The 19456-nt window shown below is 65.7% G+C and carries 28 protein-coding genes, 1 tRNA gene and 1 pseudogene; 10 read left to right on the forward strand and 20 right to left on the reverse strand.

The window, feature by feature from the left end; genetic code table 11:
* Positions 1-3 precede the first annotated feature (3 nt).
* The 8 genes from QXK92_RS11100 to QXK92_RS11135 form a co-directional block, all read right to left on the reverse strand.
* A complete protein-coding gene (locus tag QXK92_RS11100; RefSeq protein ID WP_306241673.1) occupies positions 4-723 on the reverse strand; it encodes a hypothetical protein in 720 nt (239 codons plus the stop codon).
* Positions 720-983, reverse strand: coding sequence for a glutaredoxin domain-containing protein (locus QXK92_RS11105; protein ID WP_306241674.1), 264 nt, complete (start codon positions 981-983; stop codon positions 720-722). Before QXK92_RS11105 ends, QXK92_RS11100 begins: the two co-directional genes overlap by 4 nt.
* Positions 980-1246: a hypothetical protein gene (locus tag QXK92_RS11110; RefSeq protein WP_306241675.1), complete on the reverse strand. Its 267-nt coding sequence runs from the start codon at positions 1244-1246 to the stop codon at positions 980-982. Before QXK92_RS11110 ends, QXK92_RS11105 begins: the two co-directional genes overlap by 4 nt.
* Positions 1243-1413, reverse strand: coding sequence for a hypothetical protein (locus tag QXK92_RS11115; protein ID WP_306241676.1), 171 nt, complete (start codon positions 1411-1413; stop codon positions 1243-1245). The genes QXK92_RS11110 and QXK92_RS11115 overlap by 4 nt, the downstream gene beginning before the upstream one ends.
* A 363-nt stretch (positions 1414-1776) precedes the next feature.
* A complete protein-coding gene (locus QXK92_RS11120) occupies positions 1777-2010 on the reverse strand; it encodes a hypothetical protein (RefSeq protein WP_306241677.1) in 234 nt (77 codons plus the stop codon).
* Positions 2007-2399, reverse strand: a complete 393-nt coding sequence (locus QXK92_RS11125; protein ID WP_306241678.1) for a hypothetical protein — start codon at positions 2397-2399, stop codon at positions 2007-2009. The genes QXK92_RS11120 and QXK92_RS11125 overlap by 4 nt, the downstream gene beginning before the upstream one ends.
* Positions 2400-3221, reverse strand: coding sequence for a phage antirepressor KilAC domain-containing protein (locus QXK92_RS11130; protein ID WP_306241679.1), 822 nt, complete (start codon positions 3219-3221; stop codon positions 2400-2402).
* Positions 3218-3532: a helix-turn-helix transcriptional regulator gene (locus tag QXK92_RS11135; RefSeq protein ID WP_306241680.1), complete on the reverse strand. Its 315-nt coding sequence runs from the start codon at positions 3530-3532 to the stop codon at positions 3218-3220. The genes QXK92_RS11130 and QXK92_RS11135 overlap by 4 nt, the downstream gene beginning before the upstream one ends.
* 169 nt (positions 3533-3701) lie before the next feature.
* Here QXK92_RS11135 and QXK92_RS11140 point away from each other — a divergent pair, with 169 nt between their 5' ends.
* Together QXK92_RS11140 and QXK92_RS34090 are read left to right on the forward strand one after the other, a co-directional pair.
* The gene (locus QXK92_RS11140) at positions 3702-4580 is read left to right on the forward strand and encodes a hypothetical protein (protein WP_306241681.1); all 879 of its coding nucleotides are present in this window, start codon (positions 3702-3704) and stop codon (positions 4578-4580) included.
* 176 nt (positions 4581-4756) lie between these two features.
* Positions 4757-4876 (forward strand): annotated as a pseudogene (locus QXK92_RS34090) (hypothetical protein); the annotation flags it as partial.
* A gap of 15 nt (positions 4877-4891) precedes the next feature.
* Here QXK92_RS34090 and QXK92_RS11145 read toward each other — a convergent pair.
* Positions 4892-5059: a hypothetical protein gene (locus QXK92_RS11145; protein ID WP_306241682.1), complete on the reverse strand. Its 168-nt coding sequence runs from the start codon at positions 5057-5059 to the stop codon at positions 4892-4894.
* Positions 5060-5076: 17 nt separating this feature from the next.
* Between QXK92_RS11145 and QXK92_RS11150 the strand changes: the two genes are divergently transcribed.
* Entirely contained in the window at positions 5077-5307 is a 231-nt protein-coding gene (locus QXK92_RS11150) for a DUF3263 domain-containing protein (RefSeq protein WP_306241683.1), read from the forward strand.
* Here QXK92_RS11150 and QXK92_RS11155 read toward each other — a convergent pair.
* From QXK92_RS11155 to pgm, 7 genes are all read right to left on the reverse strand, one after another.
* Positions 5282-5602 carry a type II toxin-antitoxin system PemK/MazF family toxin gene (locus QXK92_RS11155; protein ID WP_306241684.1) on the reverse strand — a complete coding sequence of 107 codons (321 nt, stop codon included), beginning with the start codon at positions 5600-5602 and terminating at the stop codon, positions 5282-5284. The genes QXK92_RS11150 and QXK92_RS11155 overlap by 26 nt on opposite strands.
* A gap of 295 nt (positions 5603-5897) precedes the next feature.
* Complete coding sequence (locus tag QXK92_RS11160) at positions 5898-6233, reverse strand: hypothetical protein (protein ID WP_306241685.1); 336 nt, start codon at positions 6231-6233, stop codon at positions 5898-5900.
* A 104-nt stretch (positions 6234-6337) separates the two neighbouring features.
* The gene (locus tag QXK92_RS11165; protein ID WP_306241686.1) at positions 6338-7483 is read right to left on the reverse strand and encodes a site-specific integrase; all 1146 of its coding nucleotides are present in this window, start codon (positions 7481-7483) and stop codon (positions 6338-6340) included.
* The gene (locus QXK92_RS11170; RefSeq protein WP_306241687.1) at positions 7483-7764 is read right to left on the reverse strand and encodes a hypothetical protein; all 282 of its coding nucleotides are present in this window, start codon (positions 7762-7764) and stop codon (positions 7483-7485) included. The genes QXK92_RS11165 and QXK92_RS11170 overlap by 1 nt, the downstream gene beginning before the upstream one ends.
* Positions 7765-7855: 91 nt before the next feature.
* Positions 7856-8449: an HNH endonuclease signature motif containing protein gene (locus tag QXK92_RS11175; RefSeq protein WP_306241688.1), complete on the reverse strand. Its 594-nt coding sequence runs from the start codon at positions 8447-8449 to the stop codon at positions 7856-7858.
* A gap of 89 nt (positions 8450-8538) precedes the next feature.
* Positions 8539-8611, reverse strand: a tRNA-Ala gene (locus QXK92_RS11180).
* 144 nt (positions 8612-8755) lie between these two features.
* Positions 8756-10384, reverse strand: a complete 1629-nt coding sequence (gene pgm / locus QXK92_RS11185) for a phosphoglucomutase (alpha-D-glucose-1,6-bisphosphate-dependent) (RefSeq protein ID WP_306241689.1) — start codon at positions 10382-10384, stop codon at positions 8756-8758.
* A gap of 80 nt (positions 10385-10464) precedes the next feature.
* Between pgm and crcB (QXK92_RS11190) the strand changes: the two genes are divergently transcribed.
* Genes crcB (QXK92_RS11190) through QXK92_RS11200 form a run of 3 tightly spaced genes read left to right on the forward strand, consistent with a single transcriptional unit; the run spans position 10465 to position 12319 of the window.
* The gene (crcB, locus tag QXK92_RS11190) at positions 10465-10860 is read left to right on the forward strand and encodes a fluoride efflux transporter CrcB (RefSeq protein ID WP_306241690.1); all 396 of its coding nucleotides are present in this window, start codon (positions 10465-10467) and stop codon (positions 10858-10860) included.
* Complete coding sequence (gene crcB, locus QXK92_RS11195) at positions 10857-11225, forward strand: fluoride efflux transporter CrcB (protein WP_306241691.1); 369 nt, start codon at positions 10857-10859, stop codon at positions 11223-11225. Before crcB (QXK92_RS11190) ends, crcB (QXK92_RS11195) begins: the two co-directional genes overlap by 4 nt.
* Positions 11222-12319 (forward strand): DUF190 domain-containing protein, encoded by a 1098-nt coding sequence (locus QXK92_RS11200; RefSeq protein ID WP_306241692.1) that lies wholly within the window; start codon positions 11222-11224, stop codon positions 12317-12319. The genes crcB (QXK92_RS11195) and QXK92_RS11200 overlap by 4 nt, the downstream gene beginning before the upstream one ends.
* A 24-nt stretch (positions 12320-12343) precedes the next feature.
* Here the strand turns inward: QXK92_RS11200 and QXK92_RS11205 are convergent, their stop codons facing one another.
* From QXK92_RS11205 to QXK92_RS11215, 3 genes are read right to left on the reverse strand one after another with little or no spacing between them, the layout of a single operon-like run.
* Positions 12344-13213: an LLM class F420-dependent oxidoreductase gene (locus QXK92_RS11205; RefSeq protein WP_306241693.1), complete on the reverse strand. Its 870-nt coding sequence runs from the start codon at positions 13211-13213 to the stop codon at positions 12344-12346.
* Positions 13214-13234: 21 nt separating this feature from the next.
* Positions 13235-13582 (reverse strand): DUF488 domain-containing protein, encoded by a 348-nt coding sequence (locus QXK92_RS11210; protein ID WP_306241694.1) that lies wholly within the window; start codon positions 13580-13582, stop codon positions 13235-13237.
* 6 nt (positions 13583-13588) lie between these two features.
* Complete coding sequence (locus tag QXK92_RS11215) at positions 13589-14506, reverse strand: CoA ester lyase (RefSeq protein WP_306244338.1); 918 nt, start codon at positions 14504-14506, stop codon at positions 13589-13591.
* Positions 14507-14719: 213 nt separating this feature from the next.
* Between QXK92_RS11215 and QXK92_RS11220 the strand changes: the two genes are divergently transcribed.
* From QXK92_RS11220 to QXK92_RS11230, 3 genes are all read left to right on the forward strand, one after another.
* Positions 14720-15178, forward strand: coding sequence for an SRPBCC family protein (locus QXK92_RS11220; protein WP_306241695.1), 459 nt, complete (start codon positions 14720-14722; stop codon positions 15176-15178).
* Complete coding sequence (locus QXK92_RS11225; RefSeq protein WP_306241696.1) at positions 15171-16973, forward strand: sulfatase-like hydrolase/transferase; 1803 nt, start codon at positions 15171-15173, stop codon at positions 16971-16973. Before QXK92_RS11220 ends, QXK92_RS11225 begins: the two co-directional genes overlap by 8 nt.
* A gap of 109 nt (positions 16974-17082) precedes the next feature.
* Positions 17083-18552, forward strand: coding sequence for an NAD(P)/FAD-dependent oxidoreductase (locus QXK92_RS11230; protein ID WP_306241697.1), 1470 nt, complete (start codon positions 17083-17085; stop codon positions 18550-18552).
* On the opposite strand, the gene QXK92_RS11235 is transcribed toward QXK92_RS11230, so the two are convergent.
* Entirely contained in the window at positions 18553-18942 is a 390-nt protein-coding gene (locus tag QXK92_RS11235; RefSeq protein WP_371934549.1) for a DUF5994 family protein, read from the reverse strand.
* A 278-nt stretch (positions 18943-19220) separates the two neighbouring features.
* Between QXK92_RS11235 and QXK92_RS11240 the strand changes: the two genes are divergently transcribed.
* Complete coding sequence (locus QXK92_RS11240) at positions 19221-19454, forward strand: hypothetical protein (protein WP_306241698.1); 234 nt, start codon at positions 19221-19223, stop codon at positions 19452-19454.
* The last annotated feature ends 2 nt before the right edge of the window (positions 19455-19456 follow it).

Below are 19456 nucleotides of genomic sequence, written 5' to 3' on the forward strand. Positions count from 1 at the left end.
GGATCATCGCGTCACCGCCCCCGCTGCTGCTTCCAGCTTTTCGGCCAGGCGCGTCCAGGCGTCGGTCCCGATCTCCGACGACGGAGCGATACGGTCCTCGACGTGCCGGCGCACCGCATACGCGGCGTCTTCCAGCTCACCCACCGTCAGGCTTGGGTGCCCCGCAGGGTTGTGAGCCCGAAGCTCAGACCCTGCGGGGACTTCAGCCGCCGAAGCGGATTTGGGTTGGCCCGTGATGGCGCTGCCCGCGCCGGGCCCCTCAGTGGGGCTGCAGTCCCCTGCTGAAGTTTGGGGACCCGCGCTGGCCGCTGGGGGGAGGGAGCCGAGCGCGGGGCCGTCTTCTGCTGTGGGGCCGCGGTGAGCGATGTCGCTGGCCTCGCCAGCAGCAGAAGAAGTCAGGTCGATACCGATTAGGTCGGCTAGGTCGTGGCCGAAGTCACCGGTGATCATCGCCGCGAGCAAGCGTTCATAGACCGTGACCGTGTTCGCCATCACGGTCGTCGGGATCGCGGTCTGCGCCGCCAACTCCCGCGCCTGGGCTTCGAGGGCGCGCGCCTCCCGGGCGCAGCGTTCCTTCGATTCCTCCCACAACCGGTCGGCGGGCTCGTTGAACATGTCGAAGTCGAAAAACGCGACCGGGAACGCGGGCCAGCGCATCGGCCATAGGCTGCCCAGAGTGAACGACGCGGCGCCACCGGCCGCGCGCAACAACGTCTCGATCACGATGCGACCGCCATCGTCAGCCGGTCGATCCGGTCAGGCCGATACCCGTCCCAAACTTGCTCGCCGGATTTCGTCGCCGCGCATACAACCGGCGCAGTCCGGAACCCCAGATACGCGATCGCTTCCATCGTCAACTCGTCGTCCCCGATGACGACTTCGGTGTAGGCGATCCCCCGGCGATCCATATGACGTTTCGTCTGGACGCAGGCCATGCAGCCCGGGCCGCTGGTATAGACCGTCACAACCGGCGCGTTGCTCATGCAGTCACTCCCCTGTGTTGCAGTGCTTTCGCGGTGTCGCGTTCCGCGCAGACCCGCTGGTTCTCCCCACGCAACCGCGCAACCTCAGCCCGCTCCGCTTCCAGACTCGCCTGCAGGTTCGCCTTCTCGCTGCGCAGCCGGTGGTTCTCCCGGCGCAACGCGGTCGCTTCGCTGACCGCCTCGTCGACGTCGCGCACCGCGGTCGCCATCGACGGCTTCGGCGGCCCGTACGCCTCGAAGCGCGCCATCCGCTCCGTCGTCATGGCCGCCTCCGGGCCCAGCGGACGAGCAGGACAGCGAACCCAACCAGCGCGGCGGTGAAGATCCACGCCACGCACCGCGAGTCCTCCGCGACGTTCGCGGCGGCCGTGATCGGGATAACGTCGAAGTAGTCGCCGGGCTGTATCCAGTCGGGCGTGTGCACGATCATGCGGTCACCCCCGGGGCGGGCAGTTCCTCGCCGCCGAACGGGTGATCCGGCCCCGACAGCAGCGCCACGATGTCGCAGAGTTGGGTGAGCAGTGTGCGGATCATGCGCTGCGCCTCCGCAGTGAAGCTGGCGTAACACCCAGCCGCACTGGGGCTTCCGCAGGCACCTCAGGCACCTTTGTGCCGCCGATGGTCAACGCCTCGATCGCGTCGAGGATCTGCTGGTCCGTCAACCGCACCGTGTGCCCGACGCGGACCGCCTGAACTTTGCCCTCACGGATCCGCCGGCGAAGCCACAACGCCGGATTCTTCAAAGAATCGCCGCAGATCTGGCGTGCAGCATCTTCAAGCGAGTGGGTGCGAGTCACAATTCGAGACCCATCGCGCCGTAGATCTCACTTAGTGAGCCGATCAACGTGCCCAGTTGTTCGCGCGTCAGAAGGGCGTCGCCGTATGGTGTGTTTCCACTGCTGGCCGCGATGCAAGCGGCGTCATGACCGTCGCCAACAGATCCCAATCCGATGACGACGGTTCCTGCTTCACAGTCGATTACGTGAGGATCGACGTAGAACGAGAAGGACTCAGCAGCAGTCGTCACGCTGTTCTCACCACCCGGACGTGGATCTCCTGCGTCGCCGGGTAGGTGGTGACCTCGTAGATGCCTGGCGACGGGATCCCGGGATCAGAAAGCAGGTGCCCCCGCCATGAGTGAGGTTTCTCCGCTGACGGGTCCGGATGCCAGACCTTCTCTGTGTAGACACCATGCTCAATCTGGGTGCCTGTCTTGACTTTTCGGCCGTCCGAGTAGGTGTTGATGTCACCGAACTTCGCGGCCAGAGCTTCGACGTCAGCACGGAGATACATGAGTGCGTCAAGTGGAATGTCGTGCCCGTGGCCACAGCACGCCCCACCGATTTCGTCAGTCGTCCACTCAATGCGCTCGCGGACCATCGCGGCGGCGTACTTGATGTAGTCGTCGGCGCGCATCTATGACACCGCCAGTTCTAGTTGTCCACTGCGGCGCAGTAGTCGTTGGTGAAGTTCGGCCAACCCTTTGGCCGTGATTAGGACAGAGGGGTCACCTTGCCTCCATTGCTCCGTCTTCTTGCACCAGTACTGCTCGCCCGGGCGGTGCTTGAGGCGGCCCAGCTCGACCTGGTCTTGGTAGGCCTTCCACCTGCCGCGGCGGCCACGGAATATCCAGTCGATCGAATTCATGTACTCATAGAGGCGGTCCCGTCCGATCTTGATGTTCAGATCGCGCGACAGGATCTTGGCGGCGTCGTCGACTTCGAAGTCAGCGCCGAGTTCATACAGCCGGTCCCATGCGATGGCGCTGGGCTCAAGCTGTGCGATCCGCTCGTCTTTGGCGGCGATAATCTTCTGCGCCTCGATGACTGCGTGGGCGAGAAGTTCGGGGCCAGTTAGCGCCGGCGAGCCGACGGCGGTTTCGGCTTGGCGGGTCTTGATGACGAAATACGTTTGAGCAGCTGCAATTTGAGGCTTCCGTGGGTCACCGTTGAGCGCGACGAGGTAGCAGGCATAGCGGGAGAGGTGAAAGTCCTCGGCGGCAGGCCCACTAGCTGCAACTTTGCGGGCGCCCGCAAAGTGCCTGTGTGGATCGGTCCCCGAGTTGGAGCACGCGATCCGGGCACGTTGCACTGCGTTGGCGAAGTCGCGCCACACTAGATATCCCAAGAGCGGCATCAAGTCGCGAGCCGACCAGTACTCGCGACCCTCAGGCGTGTAACGGCGGATCGCATCGAACGGCGAACCACCGGAGTCAGCTTGAACCAGATCGGCGCTCATGCCGCACCTGCCGCGGCCAGTTCCTCGCGCACGATTTCACGGATCAGTTCGCGAAGCGCAACATCATTGCCTTCCGCATCGACGTGCCGGCGCCGTTCTAGGACAGATACCGGGACGTTGAGCGCGGTGGCCAGTCTGCGAGTGGCGTCGGCGCTCGGCATCTGGCGGCCGCGTTCCAGATCTGACAAATACGAGAGCGACATCGGAGGGTCGCAGGAGTCGGCAAGGTCCGTCAGGCTGCGGCCATCTTTGGTGCGCATGATGCGGAGCTCGTGCCATACCCCATGGGGATTCCGGGCGGTGATGGGCATGCGACCGAAGCTACGCCGTAGCTTCGCGTAGGTCAAGCGTAGTACGCCGTAGGTGTGTCGGACCTACGCTGACCTGCAATGTTCGAATATGACATGCGTGTCATTACGTAGTTTGGCGAACCTACGAAGATTAGACTTCGTAGGTCTACGCGTAGGAAGCTGTTGCCTCATGGACGACGACTTGGTTCAGCCCCCCGAGGCAGTGCTAATCGAGGATCTTCGACAGGCATTTCCAAAGAAGGAAAGGGCGGTCTCGCGGTTCGCGAAGCTGGCCAGCATTAGCGAAGGTCGCTGGCGACAGATTGCCAAGGGGTACCAGCAAGCGACCCGAGACACACGGGTGCCTGTAGTGGCGCCGGCGGACACTCTGGCGCGGATGGCACGTGCGGTCGGGGCTACGCCCGACCAATTGCGATCAACCGGCCGTGATGACGCCGCCGACGAGCTCGAACGGATGATGACCGTCCGCGAAGCCGCTCAGTATGTGCGCGACGGAGGCACCCTCCGCACGGGAGGCATGCCGGAGGGACTGGGCAAGAATCTTGCGAAGCTATTTCCGCCGGAGGTAAACGAACCCCCCGCGCCAGCCGAATACACAATCTCCGATGAGAAGGCCGTGATCGAGTCCGGCTGGTCGACAGCGACCGATCTCGCTGCCGCAGTCCTTGGGCAATCCGAACCTTCGGAGGAACTACTGGCTGCGTCCCGCCGCGTCGTTTTCGATATCTCTGCGTATCTGATCATTCGGATCCTGGAGAGCGGGTTTGCTCCGCAATTGGAAAGTTGGCTCGCCCGCATCTATAGCGAACGCGAAAAACTCTATCGCCAACTTTCGACCGGTGAGCCAAATTTTCCGTGGGCAAAGGAAGCCTTCGCCGACGCCACAGAAGCTGCATCAGAGGTCGTACGCGAGTGGGGACATATTGGTCGTGGGCCCGAGCATGCCCCTCACTCGGCGCCCGATCAGTCAAACCCGTGGTGGGACGACCTCGGTCGATATAGCACGGCCGCCCGTGAAGAGGATTATGCGAAAGAAGACGAAACCTAGTTACACACGTGTAATTGCTGGTCAGCGGGGGTTCTTGTCAGTGTCCATGGTTAGCGTCCGATCCCATGAGCCAACGGTGGCACCCCTGGAAACACGCGGGCGAGCACTACCCGCACATCACGATCGACTGTCGCAACGAACTCCCTGACCGCGTGTGGGGGTTGCAGCTCGGTCACATGATCTGGTTGTGCAGGAAGCTCAACCAGGTCCGGCGCCGCTGCACCCTCACGCATGAACTGATTCACCTTGAGCGGGGTCCTGTGCCGGCGGAGCCCAGGGCGCGGGCCCGAGAAGAACGCGCGGTCAGCGAGCTAGCCGCCCGCCGCTTGATCCCGATCGCGGCGCTCATTGACGCGTACCGGTGGTGTCCGGCTGGCGACCCCGCCGAGCTTGCCGAAGAGCTGTGGGTTGACATCCCAACCCTGCGCACCCGAATGGCGAGCCTGGACCCGTTCGAAGTCGCTGAACTTGAGCACCATTTGAACGGAGAGTGGCAGTGGATAGCTTGAGCGATCTCGACGAAGCAATCTTGGCCATGGAACGTCAATTCTGGAAGGCCGCGGGCGCGAAGGAGGAAGCCATCCGTGACCAGCTCGGGATGACGCCGATCCGGTTCTATCAGCGCCTGAACCAGCTGGCCGCGTCGGAGGCTGCGTTGGTATACGACCCGGTGACGGTGAATCGGCTGCGTCGGATCGCCGCTAAGTCAGGCCGAATGCGACCTTGATAGCGTCGTTCACCTTCGCCATAGTGGGCGGCGACAGAGCGCCAGACGATATGCTCGGAAGCTCGTCGTCCCAGAGTGTGTCGATGTTGTCGGCGACAACCCAACCAGTGAAGGGATCTTGATGAGTTAGCTGCACCGCAGTAGGGATGTGGGATTTGTCGGTTGTGGTGATCATCAGGGCCAGCACGCTTTTAAGAGCTCGATTCCGCGCGTTGTTCGACACGACAACGTAAAAGTGGGGGCCGCGGCGGCCGATGTCGGCGTGAAACACCTGGCCACGGCTCGCAGTGGTCATAGGGCGCGAAGTGTGCGATTCCGATCACGGCGGGCGCGTCGGTCAGAGTCGATAGCCCTTTCCTCTTCGCTCTGCGCGGCTAGCCGTCTGTAGCCTGCGGCCAACCGCAAGTGTTCCAGCATTTCCGAGCTGGTCGCTGTCAGCTCGCGAAGTTGCCTTCCAACGTTGAGATGGTCGGAACCCGGAGCTCCCACTGCGGAACTGAATTCATAATGCTCGGAAACAGAGGAATTGGCTGAGACCACTAGCCGCTGTCCGCTGCCGGAGCTGGGCCGAGACAGCGTGATCGATGCCGTCATCTTGGAAGCTTCCCCAGATGACGACCGAGCGCGAGCCACATTTCTTCGGCACGGTCCCGGCCGAGTATGAAGCTGCCTTTCGGGGCTACGAGCAGGCTTCCGCCGGCTGCGGCTAGGCGTTCCTCCGCGGCGTCCGGCGATAGCCACGGCGGTGGACCTATGTGGCCCAGGTACATGTAGACCGCGTCCGAACTGGCCTGATCCCAGGCGAATATCACCTGGTTGACTGCCTCGACGTTGGCGCCCATGTCGTCGGGCCAGCGCACGTCAATCGCCTTCTCGACGATGTCGTGTTCGGGCTCGTCGGCTGAGTCCGCGCGGGGTCGGGTCATGTACCCATCTTGTCAGAACCTGGTCCGATATGGGGTGCGCTTCCAATCCGTCGGAAAAACCGGCACCGAGGCGACCACCACGGGAAAGGTCTGATCGGCACGTTTCAGGCTTCGATCGCTTTCTGCGTCGGCCGCGCCAGCAGTTCGCCCATCACCGCGGCGGCGGCTTTGGTGGCGGTGCGGTCCAGGCCGCCGTACACGTCGGCGGTCATGAGCGCGGATTCGTGGCCCATGTGCCGGGAGACGACCAGCATGGGGACGCCGGCCATGAGCATCCAGCTCGCGCAGGTGTGCCGCAGTGCGTGTGGCGAGGGCGGTGGGTCGAGCTTGGCGCGGCGCACTGCCGGATCCCATACCCGGCGCTTGAACCCGGCGTAGCGGACGGGGCCGCCGGCGCGGTTGACGAACAAGTATTCGTGGGAGTAGTCGAGTTTGTCGAGGACAGCGGTGTCGACGTCGATGGTGCGGTTCGAGCGTTTGGTCTTGGTGGCGCCGATCTCGTATCCGGCTGAGCTGTACTTGGTGGCACGGCGGATCCGAACGGTCCTGGCGGCACGATCAACGTCACCGGGGCGCAGGGCGACGGCCTCCCCCCAGCGGCATCCAGATGCGACAAGGAACTCGATCAACGGTTTCCAGTAGTCGGTGGTTGCGGCTAGCAGGCTGTCGAATTCGTCACGTGACAGCATGCGGTCGGTGGCCTCGGTGTCATCGCCTGTTCCTTTGGGCAGTCGGCGGCCGGCGGCAGGGTTCGCGGGGATGTAGCGGGGCACGGCGGCGGCCAGCGCACCCGACAGGAAGCCGTGAACGTTCTTGATGCTCTTGTGACTGAGTGGGCGCCCGGTCTTGGCGCTCGGCGTGGATTCCATGCGTTTGACCCAGGCGGCGATGTCTTCTTCGGCGAGCTTGTCGAGCGGGATCTGGCCGAGGGTGGGGGCGATGTCGTTGCGGACGTAGGCGCGGTATTTGTCGATGGTGCCTTGCTCGACGCCGGTGAGGTTGTCGATGTGGCGGGTGAGCCACTGTTCGACGGTGAAGTCGCGCGGCTTGGGGGTCGCGGACTTCGGCAGGGGGATGTTCTCGATCTCCATCGCCCTGCGCGCGCCGACGGTGTTGACGAGGGTGCAGAACTCGCGGGCTTCCAGCTCGGTCTGCCAGGGGACGGAGGTCTGCTTACCGTCGAGGTGGAATAGGGTCGCCCAAGTGACGGTGGTGCCGTTCTTGTGCTCGCGTCTACGGACTGAAGCCATTAGTCCGGCCACTTACAGAGCAGGTTGGTGCGCGATTCGTTCAGGCCGACGATCCTCCACACCACAGGGCCATCTGGGGATTGGTACGCGATGTGATGCCCAAGAAACACGTCGAGGCCGAATCGCCACGGGCCGTCGTCTTCCAACGGGTTGGGCATGTCGAGCTTCCATGACCAGCCTGGCACATGATCAACCCAGTCTGGATGGATCCACAATTCGGGGCATTTCCAGATCGGTCCATCCAGCGCGACTGGGACAGCGCGCATGATGCCCTCGGTCATTCCCGCTCCTCTTCGTCGTGACAATCACACCAGCATGGTGGCCCCGGAGCTTCCGGTGGAATGCTGCAGCAGTTCTCGCAGCCAACACCGTTCATTGTTGCCAGCCCGAGCATGCGCAGTTGATGACGTGACAGTGGGCAGGCAGTGAGGACACGGCCATTTGGTCGGGCGACAGCGGATTATGCCGCCGTTTCATGTGGCCGCAGTTTGCGCACCTTGTCGAAGTGGGAACGATGACCTTCGCCGTAGCGGCTCTGTCGATGCGGGCTTGGCACGTGCGTTCGTTCTTGCAATACCAATGATGGGCCTCCCACCTGAATCCGCGCTCGCCGAGACGGTGGCACCGGCGGCATTCCTTCTCGTCCGGCGCGGGCGGGAGGTGGGCTGGGCCGTGTCGGCGCCGCAGGTTTTCCCTGCGGGTCACTGCTTCCAGGTGTTCTGGGTTGACGCAGAGGTTGTTCTTGCAGACGTGGTCGACCTCGTATCCCTCGGGGATTTCCTTGTTGTGGTGTAGCACCCACGAGACGCGGTGCGCCCCGACGACGCGGCCGGCGACGTTCATGTGGGGGTATCCACTGCAGAGGAAGCCGGTCCAGATCCAGCAGCCGTTATCGTCTGGCTGGCTCTTTTTCGCGATGAGATCTCGCTGATGCTGGCCGATGAAACGCGGGTACGGGAATCCCATGGCGGTCAGTCTAATCAGCTACACTGATTGACACGGCGTTGACACCGGCTAAATCTGGAGATGTTTACTACATATGCTGCGCAAATGGGTGGAGCTAAGGGGACTCGAACCCCTGACCCCCACACTGCCAGTGTGGTGCGCTACCAGCTGCGCCATAGCCCCTCGTGCTCATCGAAGCTACACCACCGGCCACACGCGTTCAAAACCGCTGGTGAGCATGGCGCGATATCACCGGTGATATCGCGTTCGCCGATGAGCCTGCACTTCCCCGGAGGTACTGGTGTGACGCATGTGATGCCACGCCGCCTACCCGATCACGGAATTGACCAACTCCCGCGCCACCGCCTGCACCTCCGCCAGATGCTCCGGCCCCAGGAACGACTCGGCGTAGATCTTGTAGACGTCCTCAGTGCCCGACGGCCGGGCGGCGAACCAGGCGTTCGCTGTGGTCACTTTGAGCCCGCCCAGCGGCGCACCATTGCCCGGCGCGGCCGTCAGCTTCGCCACGATCGGCTCCCCCGCCAGCTCCGTGGCGGTCACCTCCGAGGCCGACAACCGCCCGAGCCGGGCCTTCTGCTCACGGTCGGCGGGCGCGTCCACCCGCGCATACACCGGCGCGCCGTACTTGGCGGTCAGCTGGGCATACCGCTGCGACGGCGTCAGCCCGGTCACCGCGAGGATCTCCGAGGCCAGCAGGGCCAGGATGATCCCGTCCTTGTCGGTGGTCCACACTGAGCCGTCACGGCGCAGGAACGAGGCCCCCGCCGACTCCTCACCGCCGAACCCGATGGTCCCGCCGATCAGCCCGTCGACGAACCACTTGAATCCGACCGGCACCTCCACCAGCTCGCGGCCGATGCCCGCCACCACGCGGTCGATGATCGACGAACTGACCGCCGTCTTGCCCACGCCCACCCCGGCCGGCCACGACGGCCGGTGCGTGTACAGGTAGTCGATCGCCACGGCCAGATAGTGGTTCGGGTTCAGCAGCCCACCGTCGGGTGTGACGATGCCGTGCCGGTCGGAGTCCGCGTCATTGCCGGTGGCGATCTGGTATCGGTCCCGGTTGGCAATCAGAGACGCCATTGCGTCCGGCGAGCTGCAGTCCATCCGGATCTTGCCGTCGTGGTCCAGCGTCATGAACCGCCACGTCGCGTCCACCAACGGATTGACCACCGTCAGATCCAGACGATGCCTCGAGGCGATCTCGGCCCAGTAGTCCACGCTGGCGCCGCCGAGCGGATCCGCGCCGATGCGCACCCCCGCCCCACGAATCGCGTCGATGTCGACCACATTGACCAGATCATCGACGTAGGCGCTCAGATAGTCGTGCCGCTGCACCGCCGCCAACGCACGAGACAGCGGCACCCGCCGCACCAATGACAAGTCTCGCAGAATCTCGTTGGCGCGCTTGGCAATCAGACCTGTCGCGGCACTGTCGGCGGGTCCGCCGTTGGGCGGGTTGTACTTGAATCCGCCATCGGCCGGCGGGTTGTGTGAGGGAGTCACGACGATCCCGTCGGCCAGGCCCTCGGTCCGGCCCCGGTTGTAGGTCAGGATGGCATGGCTGATGGCCGGCGTCGGGGTATAGCGGTCCCGGGAATCAATCACCGCCACAACATCATTGGCTGCCAGTACCTCCAGCGCCGAGACCCAGGCCGGCTCGGAGAGACCATGGGTGTCGCGGCCGATGAACAACGGGCCGGTGGTCCCCTGCGCCGCGCGGTACTCGACGATCGCCTGAGTGGTGGCCAGGATGTGCGCCTCGTTGAACGCACCATTCAATGCCGAACCCCGATGACCCGAGGTCCCGAACACCACCTGTTGGGCGACGTCGTCGGGATCGGGGGTAATCGTGTAGTACGCCGTCACCAGGTGAGGCAGATCGACGAGGTCTTCGGGCTGGGCCGGCTGACCGGCTCGCGGGTTGGCCATGGTCAACAATTCTGCCCGTAACCCGCGACACGCTTTAGGCTGCGTAGGCGCACAGTTGGCAGACCGGAAGGAAACAGCCCGTGGCACGGCCTGACTATCGCGAGTTGGCGGCCATCTTCGCCGGCGGTGCGCTCGGCTCGCTGGCCCGGGCCGCCCTGGCCACCCTGGCCGTCCCCGATCCGGCGCGCTGGCCGTGGCCGACGTTCGTCGTCAACATCGTCGGCGCGTTCCTGGTGGGGTACTTCACCACAAGACTGCTGGAACGGCTGCCCTTGTCGAGCTATCGGCGCCCGCTGCTCGGAACCGGATTATGTGGCGGCTTAACCACTTTCTCCACCATGCAGGTCGAAACCATCAGGATGATCGAGCACGGTCACTGGGCGCTGGCTGCCACCTACACCGTCGTCAGCATCGCAATGGGACTGGTGGCGGTATACCTGGCCACCGCCCTGGTACGCCGGGTGCGCATCCGATGACGACGGTCCTGGTCTGGCTGGGCGTCATGCTCATCGGCGGTATCGGCTCGGTGACACGGTTTCTGGTGGATCGCACGGTGGCCCGTCGCGTGAGCCGCCCGTTCCCCTACGGCACCCTGACCGTCAACATCACCGGTGCCGCCCTGCTCGGGTTCCTCAGCAGCCTGGCCCTGCCCAAGGACGTGTCCCTGCTGATCGGAACCGCGTTCGTCGGCGCCTACACCACGTTCTCCACCTGGATGCTGGAAACCCAGCGCCTCAGCGAGGAACGTCAGATGCTGGCGGCGTTCGCCAACATCGCCGTCAGTGTGCTGCTCGGACTGGGCGCGGTGCTGCTGGGACAATCGATCGCGGGGTTGATATGAGCGAGAAGTGCCTCAAGCTGACCGCGTACTTCGGCGAGCGCCAGCGTGCCGTCGGCAAACCACGGCGCTTCCTGGCCGACGAAATGCTGGACCTGTTCGGCGCTCGCGGCCTGGCAACCAGCGTGATGATGCGTGGGGTCGCGAGTTTCGGACCCACCGGCGGCCTCCACAGTGACGTGTCGTTGAGCCTGTCCGAGGATCCACCGGTGACCATCGTCGCCGTCGACGTCGAATCCAAGATCCGGGGCCTGGTGGACGACGTCACCGCCATGACGGGCCACGGGCTGGTCACCCTGGAACGCGCCCGCCTCATCACCCGCGACAGCGGAACCGACGCACTCAGTGAAATCGACAGCCGCACCGGAGACGCCGCCAAGCTCACCATCTACGTGGGCCGACAGGTACGCGTCGCCGGCAAGCCGGCCCACCTGGCCGTCTGCGACCTGCTCTACAGTCACGGATTCGCTGGCGCCACAGTCCTTCTCGGCGTCGACGGCACCGCATACGGTCAGCGGCAGCGGGCCAGGTTCTTCGGCCGCAACGTCAATGTGCCGCAGATGATCATCGGCATCGGGCTGCCCCCGCAAGTCTCGGCCGCGGCCGCCGAACTTGCCTCCGTGTTGCCGAACCCATTGCTGACGATCGAGCGGGTGCGGCTGTGTAAACGCGACGGCGAATTGTTCGCCCGGCCACAGGAGCTACCGCCTACCGACAGCCAGGGACGCACGTTGTGGCAGAAGCTGATGGTGCACACCGCCGACGGCGACAGCGACGAGGGCCAGCCCATCCATCGGGCGATCGTGCAGCAGCTGATGCGCTCCCGGACGGCCCGGGGCGCCACGGTGCTACGCGGCACCTGGGGTTTCCACGGAAACCATAAACCGCACGGAGACAAGCTTTTTCAGATCACCCGCAAGGTGCCGCTGATGACGATTGTGGTCGACACCCCCGATGCGATCGCCCGCAGCTTCACCGTCATCGACGATGTGACGGCCCGCCACGGACTGGTCACCAGCGAGATGGTGCCGGCGGCCATGTCGCTGGACGGCTCGCCGCGCACCCCCGAGACACCGCTGGCCGAATACGACTACTGAGCCTCACGCAGGGTCCCGGTCTGTTCATAGCGCGGATTTCCATTCGGCCGCCAAATCCGAAATCCAGTCGGGCACGGCGTCGGCGCTGCCCGGTGGTGACTCGACCAGTACCAGCTCGTCGACACCCAGCTCGGCCAGGGCGCCGACATCGTCAACCCGGGGTGCCGCCAGGGCGACCGCCAGCCGCAAGCCGGCCGGGTCGCGTCCGAATTCGCCGACCAGCCTCTTGAGCCGCCCGATGCGGTCGCGCACCTCGTCGAGGCTGTCGAGGTTGAACCCGTACCAACCGTCGCCCCAGGCAGCGACACGACGCAGCGCGGCCTCGCTGTTACCCCCGACCACGACGGGGATACCCTGCTTCGCAACGGGTTTGGGGTTCACCCTGATCGAGTCGAAGGCGGCGAACTGCCCGTCGAACGACGCGATGTCCTCGCGCCACAGGGTGCGCATGGCGGCGACGTACTCGGCGGTGCGCGCCGCGCGCCGCTCGAACGGAACCCCGAGTGCTTCGAACTCCTCCCGGGACCATCCGACGCCGATACCGAGCGTCAGCCGCCCGCCGCTGAGCCTGTCCAGGCTGGCCGCCTGCTTGGCCACGATCACCGGGTTGTGCTCGGGGAGCAACAACACGCCGGTCGCCAGCCGGATCCGGCTGGACGCGGCCGCGGCAAAGCTCAGGGCGATCAAAGGGTCCAGCCAGTCAGCTTCTGCGGGAACTGCGATCACACCGCTGTCGGAGTACGGGTAGCGGGACGTGGCATCGTCCACCATCACGACGTGCTCGCCCGCCCAGAGGGTGGCGAACCCGTGGCGTTCCGCCGCGGCGGCGACGGCGTCGATCACCCTGCGGTCAGCGCCGGACCCGATTCCCAGCGCATGCAATCCGAGTTGCATGCGCTGATCGTCTCACGGGAGTCAGCGGGTCTCGAGGAGCTTGGCCAGGACGGCGGCATCACTGCCCTGCAGGTCCCGGCTCGCGGTCACCAGTGTGACCGTGCCCCGCCGGGCCAGTTCGCGCAGATCTGCCAGCGCCGCGTTGCCGGCCAGCTCGGCCTCGTAGCGGGCCGCGAACTCGTCGAACCGTTCCGGCTGGTGGTTGTACCACTGCCGCAGTTCGCTGGACGGCGCAACGTCCTTGCGCCAGATGCCCACCCGCGGGTCGTCCTTGCGGATGCCGCGCGGCCAGAGCCGATCGACGAGGACACGCTGTCCGTCCCGCGGTGTGACGTCAGCGTAGACCCGGTCGATGCGAACTGCGGGCACGGCCGATCAGTAGTGATAGGTGTCCGAGGGCGCCGGCGAGTGCACCTGTTCGTCCTCGAACTCCGATGCCACGATGCCGTAGGACCTGGCCAGATCGAGGATCTTGGTGGCGCGGGCGATGCGGGGCAGGTCCGATCCATTGCGGATCTCTCCCCCGTCACGCTCGAACTCGGCGAAAAACTCCTTGGCCCAACCGATTTCATCCTGAGACGGGGACAGACCCTCGTTCACCACGGCACACTGGTCCGGTGACAGGCAGATCTTTCCGGTCATGCCGAACTCGACGGAGACCGCGGTCGCCTCGATCAGCTTCAGCGGGTTGGAGCCGATGGTGGGGCCGTCGATCGCACTGGGCAGCCCCGCCGCCTTGGCCGCAATGGTGAACCGGGAGCGCGCGTAGGCCAGGGTGGCCGGTTCTTCGCCGAAGCCGGTGTCACGCCGGAAGTCGCCAATGCCGAAGGCGAGCCGGAAGGTGCCCTTGGCCGCTGCGATCTCGGTAATGCGCTCGAGCCCACGGGCGGTTTCCACCAGCGCCACGATCGGCACATTCGGCAGGCGCTTGGCGGTCTCGGTGACGTGATCCACCGATTCGACCATCGCCAGCATCACCCCGCCCACCGGCGTATCGGCGAGTTTCGCGAGGTCGTCCGCCCACCAGGGAGTGCCGAAACCATTCACCCGGACCCAGTCGTTGCGGTCGTCGCCCAGCCACCGGACCACATTGTCGCGGGCACTGACCTTGTCCTTGGGCGCCACCGCGTCCTCGATGTCGAACACCACGATGTCGGCGCGGGAGTGCGACGCAGCCTGGAACCGGTCGGCATGCGTGCCGTTGACCAACAGCCAGCTCCGGGCCAGGACCGGATCGATGCGTGAGCCGACGTCGGCGGGATCCGTCGCGTCGTAATTGGCTTGGTCATACATTGCGTGCTCTGCCGCCTTTTTCTGCCGGTCGGTGTCGTGATCGCCCATTACCGTAGCGACAGTGCGGCCGTCCTGGGAAAACCAGACCTCCCCCGGGGCACCTTCACGCAGGAGAAAACGCAGCTAGCGGGCACTCGGTGCGGCTCGCCGGGTCCCACCGCCCGAATGGCGCTCGATTCCGAATCCCCGACAACCGTGACGCCATGGTGTTGGATGGCGGGCGTGGGAGATATCAGCCGCAGTCGGACCATCGCGGCGCAGCCGCAGGCTATCTGGGATGTCCTCGCCGACTTCGGCGCGCTGAGTTTCTGGGCGGACGGCATCGACCACTCCTGCATCCTCAATCACGGTCCCGACGGAGGGCCGCTGGGCACCACCCGCCGGGTACAGGTAGGCCCCAACACCCTGGTCGAGCGCATCACCGAGTTCGACCCGCCCGCGACGCTCGCCTACGACATCGAAGGCCTGCCGGCGCGGCTACGCAGGGTGGCCAACCGCTGGACGCTGCGACCGGTGGGCGCCCAGACCGCAGTCGCCCTGATCAGCACCGTCGAGGTGGGAACGAACCGGCCGGCCCGCATGGCTGAATGGGTGGCGCTGCGGGTGCTGGCCAAGCAGTCCGATGCACTGCTTGCCGGATTGGCACAACGAATGGAGAACGCGCATGTCTGACCGCCCCGACATCGTCATCGTGATGACCGACGAGGAACGGGCGGCCCCGCCGTACGAGACCGACGAACTGTCGGCCTGGCGCCGGCAGACGCTGACCGGTCGTCGCTGGTTCGACGAGCACGGCGTGAACTTCACGCGGCACTACACCGGCTCGCTGGCCTGCGTGCCGAGCCGTCCGACGATCTTCACCGGCCACTATCCCGACCTGCACGGCGTCACGCAGACCGACGGCATCGGCAAGCGCTTCGACGACTCGCGACTGCGCTGGCTGCGCCCGGGCGAGGTGCCGACGCTGGGCAACTGGTTCCGCGCCGCGGGCTATGACACCCACTACGACGGCAAGTGGCACATCTCCCACGCCGACCTCGAGGACCCGGCGACCGGCGGATCACTGGCCACCAACGACGACGACGGCGTCGTCGACCAGGCCGCGGTACAGCGCTACCTCGACGCCGACCGACTGGATGCGTACGGCTTCTCCGGCTGGGTGGGCCCCGAACCGCACGGTGCGGGCAACGCCAACAGCGGCTACCGCCGCGACCCGCTGATCGCCGACCGGGTCGTCGCCTGGCTCGAAGACCGGTATGCCCGGCGCCGTGCCGGCGACGCGGATGCGCTGCGGCCCTTCCTGCTGGTGGCCAGCTTCGTCAACCCGCACGACATCGTGTTGTTCCCGGCCTGGGTGCGGCGCAGCCCGATCCAGCCATCTCCGCTGGACCCACCGCAGGTGCCACCGCCACCCACCGCGGATGAGGATCTGTCCACCAAGCCGGCCGCGCAGATCGCCTTCCGCGAGGCCTATTACTCCGGGTACGGTCCGTCGCCGGCGATCAGCCGCACCTACAAGCGCAACTTGCAGCGCTATCGCGACCTGTACTACCGCCTGCACGCCGAGGTGGACACGCCGATCGACCGGGTGCGCCGCGCGGTCACCGAGGGCGGCTCGGAGAACGCGGTGCTGGTGCGTACCTCCGACCACGGTGACCTGCTCGGAGCGCACGGCGGCCTGCACCAGAAGTGGTTCAACCTGTACGACGAGGCCACCCGGGTGCCGTTCGTGATCGCCCGCATCGGCGCGGATGCGACTGCGGCGCGCACCGTTGCGGCACCGACGTCCCACGTCGACCTGGTGCCGACGCTGCTCGGCGCGGCCGGCGTCGACGTCGACGCCGTGGCGGCCCAACTTGCCGAGTCATTCTCCGAGGTGCACCCGTTGCCCGGCCGGGACCTGATGCCGGTGGTGGACGGTGCTCCCGCCGACGAGGACCGCGCCGTCTACCTGATGACCCGCGACAATGTGCTCGAAGGCGACACCGGCGCGTCGGCGCTGTCCCGGCAACTGGGCCGTGACGTGAACCCTCCTGCGCCACTTCGGATTAAGCTTCCCGCGCACGTGGCCTCCAACTTCGAGGGCCTGGTCGTGCGGGTGGCGGTTGAGGACGGCGGCTCGGGGCATCTGTGGAAACTGGTGCGCACCTTCGACGATCCGGCCAACTGGACCGAGCCCGGCGTGCGTCACCTGGCCGCCAACGGGATCGGCGGCGAGGCCTACCGCACCGACCCGATCGACGACCAGTGGGAGCTCTACGACCTGACCGTCGATCCCGTTGAGGCACAGAACCGTTGGACCGACCCCGAGTTGCACGACCTGCGGCAGCACCTGCGGATGCAACTCAAGCAGGCCCGGGCCTCGGCAGTGCCGGAGCGCAATCAACCGTGGCCGTACGTCAACCGACAGCCTCCGACCGGCGAGTCCGAGGGCCTGGTGCGCCGGGTGCTGGGGCGCTTCCGCTAGGGCTGGCATCGAAATTGCGGTAGTGGTCGCGTCTTCGCCATAGTGACGACCGTGGCGGCAATCTCGGCGGAAGCGGCGATCCGAGGGCACTTCGTGCGAAGGTGGCACGATGCCTGACAGCGTGGCAGTGATCGGAGCCGGGCCCGGCGGGCTCGTCGCGGCGCGCTGGCTGCTGGCGCACGGGTTTGAGGTGGCGCTCTTCGAACAGGCGCCGACGCTTGGTGGGCAATGGGCAGGCCTTGAAGGCAGCAGCGGCGTGTGGCCCGCGATGCATACCAACAGCAGCCGGCTCCTCACGGCTTTCAGTGACCTCCCACCCGAAGTAGCCACGCCCTATCCGTCGAACCGCGACATCCTGGCCTACCTGTGCCGCTACGCCGACATGTTCGGCATCACCCCGCGCATCCGCCTGGGCACCCGTGTCGATCTGCTCCGGCGCACCGGCAACGCGTGGCTGCTCAGCCACTCCGGCACCCGTGAAAAGTTCGAGCGCGTCGTGCTGGCACCCGGCCGGTTCCATACCCCCGCGATCCCGAATATCACTGGCCTGCAGTCATTTTCCGGCATACTCGGCGCGACGTCCACGTATCACTACCGTGGGCCGGCACCGTACCGGGGCTGGCGCGTGCTGGTGGCCGGCGGTGCGATCAGTGCCCTCGATGTTGCCACCGACCTCGCCCAGAGCGGCGCACACGTGACGGTCACGCAGCGGCGGCAACGCTACGTACTGCCGAAGTTCGTGGGCGACGTGCCGTCGGACCACCGGATGTTCACTCGTTACCACGCTCTGGCCGGCGAATCGCTCCCGGCAACAGAATTCGACTGCCAGCTCAAGCAGTTCGTGGTCGGAGCGGGCGGAAACCCTGCGGACTTCGGGGCTCCGGCACCGCATCCGTCGCTGGCCACCGCTGGTGTCACCCTGAACGACGGATTCCTGCCGCTGGTCGCCGAGGGCCGAATCACGTTGCGGCCGTGGATGAAATCCGTCCATGGCTCGCGGGTGACGTTCTCCGACGGACACGATGGGCAGTTCGACGCACTCGTGTTCGGCACCGGATATCAGCTGAGCCTGCCGCTCCTCGACGCGCGCACCCGGGCACTGCTGAACGTCGGTGCAACGCATTTCGATTCCGACCGCCATACCTTCCACCCCGATCTGCCTGGGTTGGCTTTCGTCGGGCTGTGGGATCAGTCAGGCGGCTACTTTGTGCCGTTGGAGCTTCAGGCCCGCTGGATTGCGTACACCTGGGGCGGTGCGATCTCTGCTCCGGCCGAATCCGACCAGCGGAGGTCTATTGAAGCGAGTCGCGGCAGCCAGAAGGCACGCATGGACCGTGTTGCGCTGACGTTCGCCCGCGCGGCCGGCGTGGAGCCGGAGCCGGATCGCTGGCCGCAACTGCGCCGCGCGCTGCTGTTCGGCCCGCTGGCGCCGAGCTGCTTCCGGCTCGAGGGCCCCGATGCACGCGCCGACGCGGCACGGCACTTCACTCGCGATGCCGCCGAGTTCGGTGCGATCACGTCCAATGAGCTGACCGAGCTGGAACGCAGCCGCTGGTCGCGACTGGCACCGGCCGGGTAGTCAGGTTGTGGCGCGTTGCTGGCGCGCCGCATAGAGGATCGAGCCCGCGGTCTGAAACGGCACCGTGTCGCGATGAGCGCTGGCGACGGGCAGGTCGGCAGCCCGGCGCAACATCATCAACGCGAGCGTGCCATTGGTGGAGTAGGGCACGATCAGGACGTTGGCCAGCGCGTCGGCACCCGTCACCGTCATCACATGCTGCTGCTTGTGCTGCCAGCCCTGCCAGTTCAAATCGGGCGGTCGTTGCAGTGGCGGCCAGTTGACCGCGATGTTGGTGATCTCGCCGAGCCGGGCACGCAGCGCCAGAATGAGATCCGGCAACTCGACGCCGATCCGGTCGGTCCGGGGCCACCAGGCTCCGTCGATGTCATTGCCGAGCTCAGTCGCCAGGGTGAGGCGTATCGGGGTGGACTAGCGTCGCACCCCCAGCGAATGGTTGACGAGATTCACCGGGGCTTTTCCTTCATGCTCGGCATCGTCCGCCCCGCGGCTGCGGGACGCCGGAGGAATCGCATTGCCCTGAGGAACGGCCCGTAGCTGGCTACTGGTCACCATCGCTGACAACGAAAAGGCTCGGCCATGACGGTACGCCACCTGCAGCACCGCAGAACCTTCGGCCGTAATGCTGATTGGTAACGGTTGCCCGCGACATAGGGGAGGATGGTCACATGGCCACAGACAATTGGTGCGATGCACCCGAGATTCATCCGTCGGAGATCCGGGTAGGTGACACCATTGGCACGGCGGCTCCCGACCATCGCCCGTACGAAGTCAGGATGATCAGCACGCCGCAAGCCGGCTCTACGCGCTGGACCTTCTTCGGTCGCGACAAGAACGGCCAACAGCACTCGGACACCTTCCGGGACGGTCAACTGGTCCGCCGGTACGCCAAGGCGTCCTGAGA

Source organism: Mycobacterium sp. TY815, assembly GCF_030755135.1.
GTDB lineage: Bacteria > Actinomycetota > Actinomycetes > Mycobacteriales > Mycobacteriaceae > Mycobacterium.

Excerpts from the sequence above, each read along its gene's own strand:
- QXK92_RS11115 (WP_306241676.1), bottom strand. The coding sequence starts at position 1,413 with ATGATCGTGCACACGCCCGACTGGATACAGCCCGGCGACTACTTCGAC.
- QXK92_RS11215 (WP_306244338.1), bottom strand. The coding sequence starts at position 14,506 with ATGTATGACCAAGCCAATTACGACGCGACGGATCCCGCCGACGTCGGC.
- QXK92_RS11125 (WP_306241678.1), bottom strand. The coding sequence starts at position 2,399 with ATGCGCGCCGACGACTACATCAAGTACGCCGCCGCGATGGTCCGCGAG.
- QXK92_RS11165 (WP_306241686.1), bottom strand. The coding sequence starts at position 7,483 with ATGGCTTCAGTCCGTAGACGCGAGCACAAGAACGGCACCACCGTCACT.
- pgm (WP_306241689.1), bottom strand. The coding sequence starts at position 10,384 with ATGGCCAACCCGCGAGCCGGTCAGCCGGCCCAGCCCGAAGACCTCGTC.
- QXK92_RS11160 (WP_306241685.1), bottom strand. The coding sequence starts at position 6,233 with ATGACCCGACCCCGCGCGGACTCAGCCGACGAGCCCGAACACGACATC.
- QXK92_RS11130 (WP_306241679.1), bottom strand. The coding sequence starts at position 3,221 with ATGAGCGCCGATCTGGTTCAAGCTGACTCCGGTGGTTCGCCGTTCGAT.
- QXK92_RS11170 (WP_306241687.1), bottom strand. The coding sequence starts at position 7,764 with ATGACCGAGGGCATCATGCGCGCTGTCCCAGTCGCGCTGGATGGACCG.
- QXK92_RS11135 (WP_306241680.1), bottom strand. The coding sequence starts at position 3,532 with ATGCCCATCACCGCCCGGAATCCCCATGGGGTATGGCACGAGCTCCGC.
- QXK92_RS11155 (WP_306241684.1), bottom strand. The coding sequence starts at position 5,602 with ATGACCACTGCGAGCCGTGGCCAGGTGTTTCACGCCGACATCGGCCGC.
- QXK92_RS11205 (WP_306241693.1), bottom strand. The coding sequence starts at position 13,213 with ATGCAACTCGGATTGCATGCGCTGGGAATCGGGTCCGGCGCTGACCGC.
- QXK92_RS11225 (WP_306241696.1), top strand. The coding sequence starts at position 15,171 with ATGTCTGACCGCCCCGACATCGTCATCGTGATGACCGACGAGGAACGG.
- QXK92_RS11220 (WP_306241695.1), top strand. The coding sequence starts at position 14,720 with ATGGCGGGCGTGGGAGATATCAGCCGCAGTCGGACCATCGCGGCGCAG.
- QXK92_RS11175 (WP_306241688.1), bottom strand. The coding sequence starts at position 8,449 with ATGGGATTCCCGTACCCGCGTTTCATCGGCCAGCATCAGCGAGATCTC.
- QXK92_RS11105 (WP_306241674.1), bottom strand. The coding sequence starts at position 983 with ATGAGCAACGCGCCGGTTGTGACGGTCTATACCAGCGGCCCGGGCTGC.
- QXK92_RS11110 (WP_306241675.1), bottom strand. The coding sequence starts at position 1,246 with ATGACGACGGAGCGGATGGCGCGCTTCGAGGCGTACGGGCCGCCGAAG.
- QXK92_RS11240 (WP_306241698.1), top strand. The coding sequence starts at position 19,221 with ATGGCCACAGACAATTGGTGCGATGCACCCGAGATTCATCCGTCGGAG.
- QXK92_RS11140 (WP_306241681.1), top strand. The coding sequence starts at position 3,702 with ATGGACGACGACTTGGTTCAGCCCCCCGAGGCAGTGCTAATCGAGGAT.
- QXK92_RS11230 (WP_306241697.1), top strand. The coding sequence starts at position 17,083 with ATGCCTGACAGCGTGGCAGTGATCGGAGCCGGGCCCGGCGGGCTCGTC.
- crcB (WP_306241691.1), top strand. The coding sequence starts at position 10,857 with ATGACGACGGTCCTGGTCTGGCTGGGCGTCATGCTCATCGGCGGTATC.
- QXK92_RS11200 (WP_306241692.1), top strand. The coding sequence starts at position 11,222 with ATGAGCGAGAAGTGCCTCAAGCTGACCGCGTACTTCGGCGAGCGCCAG.
- QXK92_RS11145 (WP_306241682.1), bottom strand. The coding sequence starts at position 5,059 with ATGGTGCTCAAGTTCAGCGACTTCGAACGGGTCCAGGCTCGCCATTCG.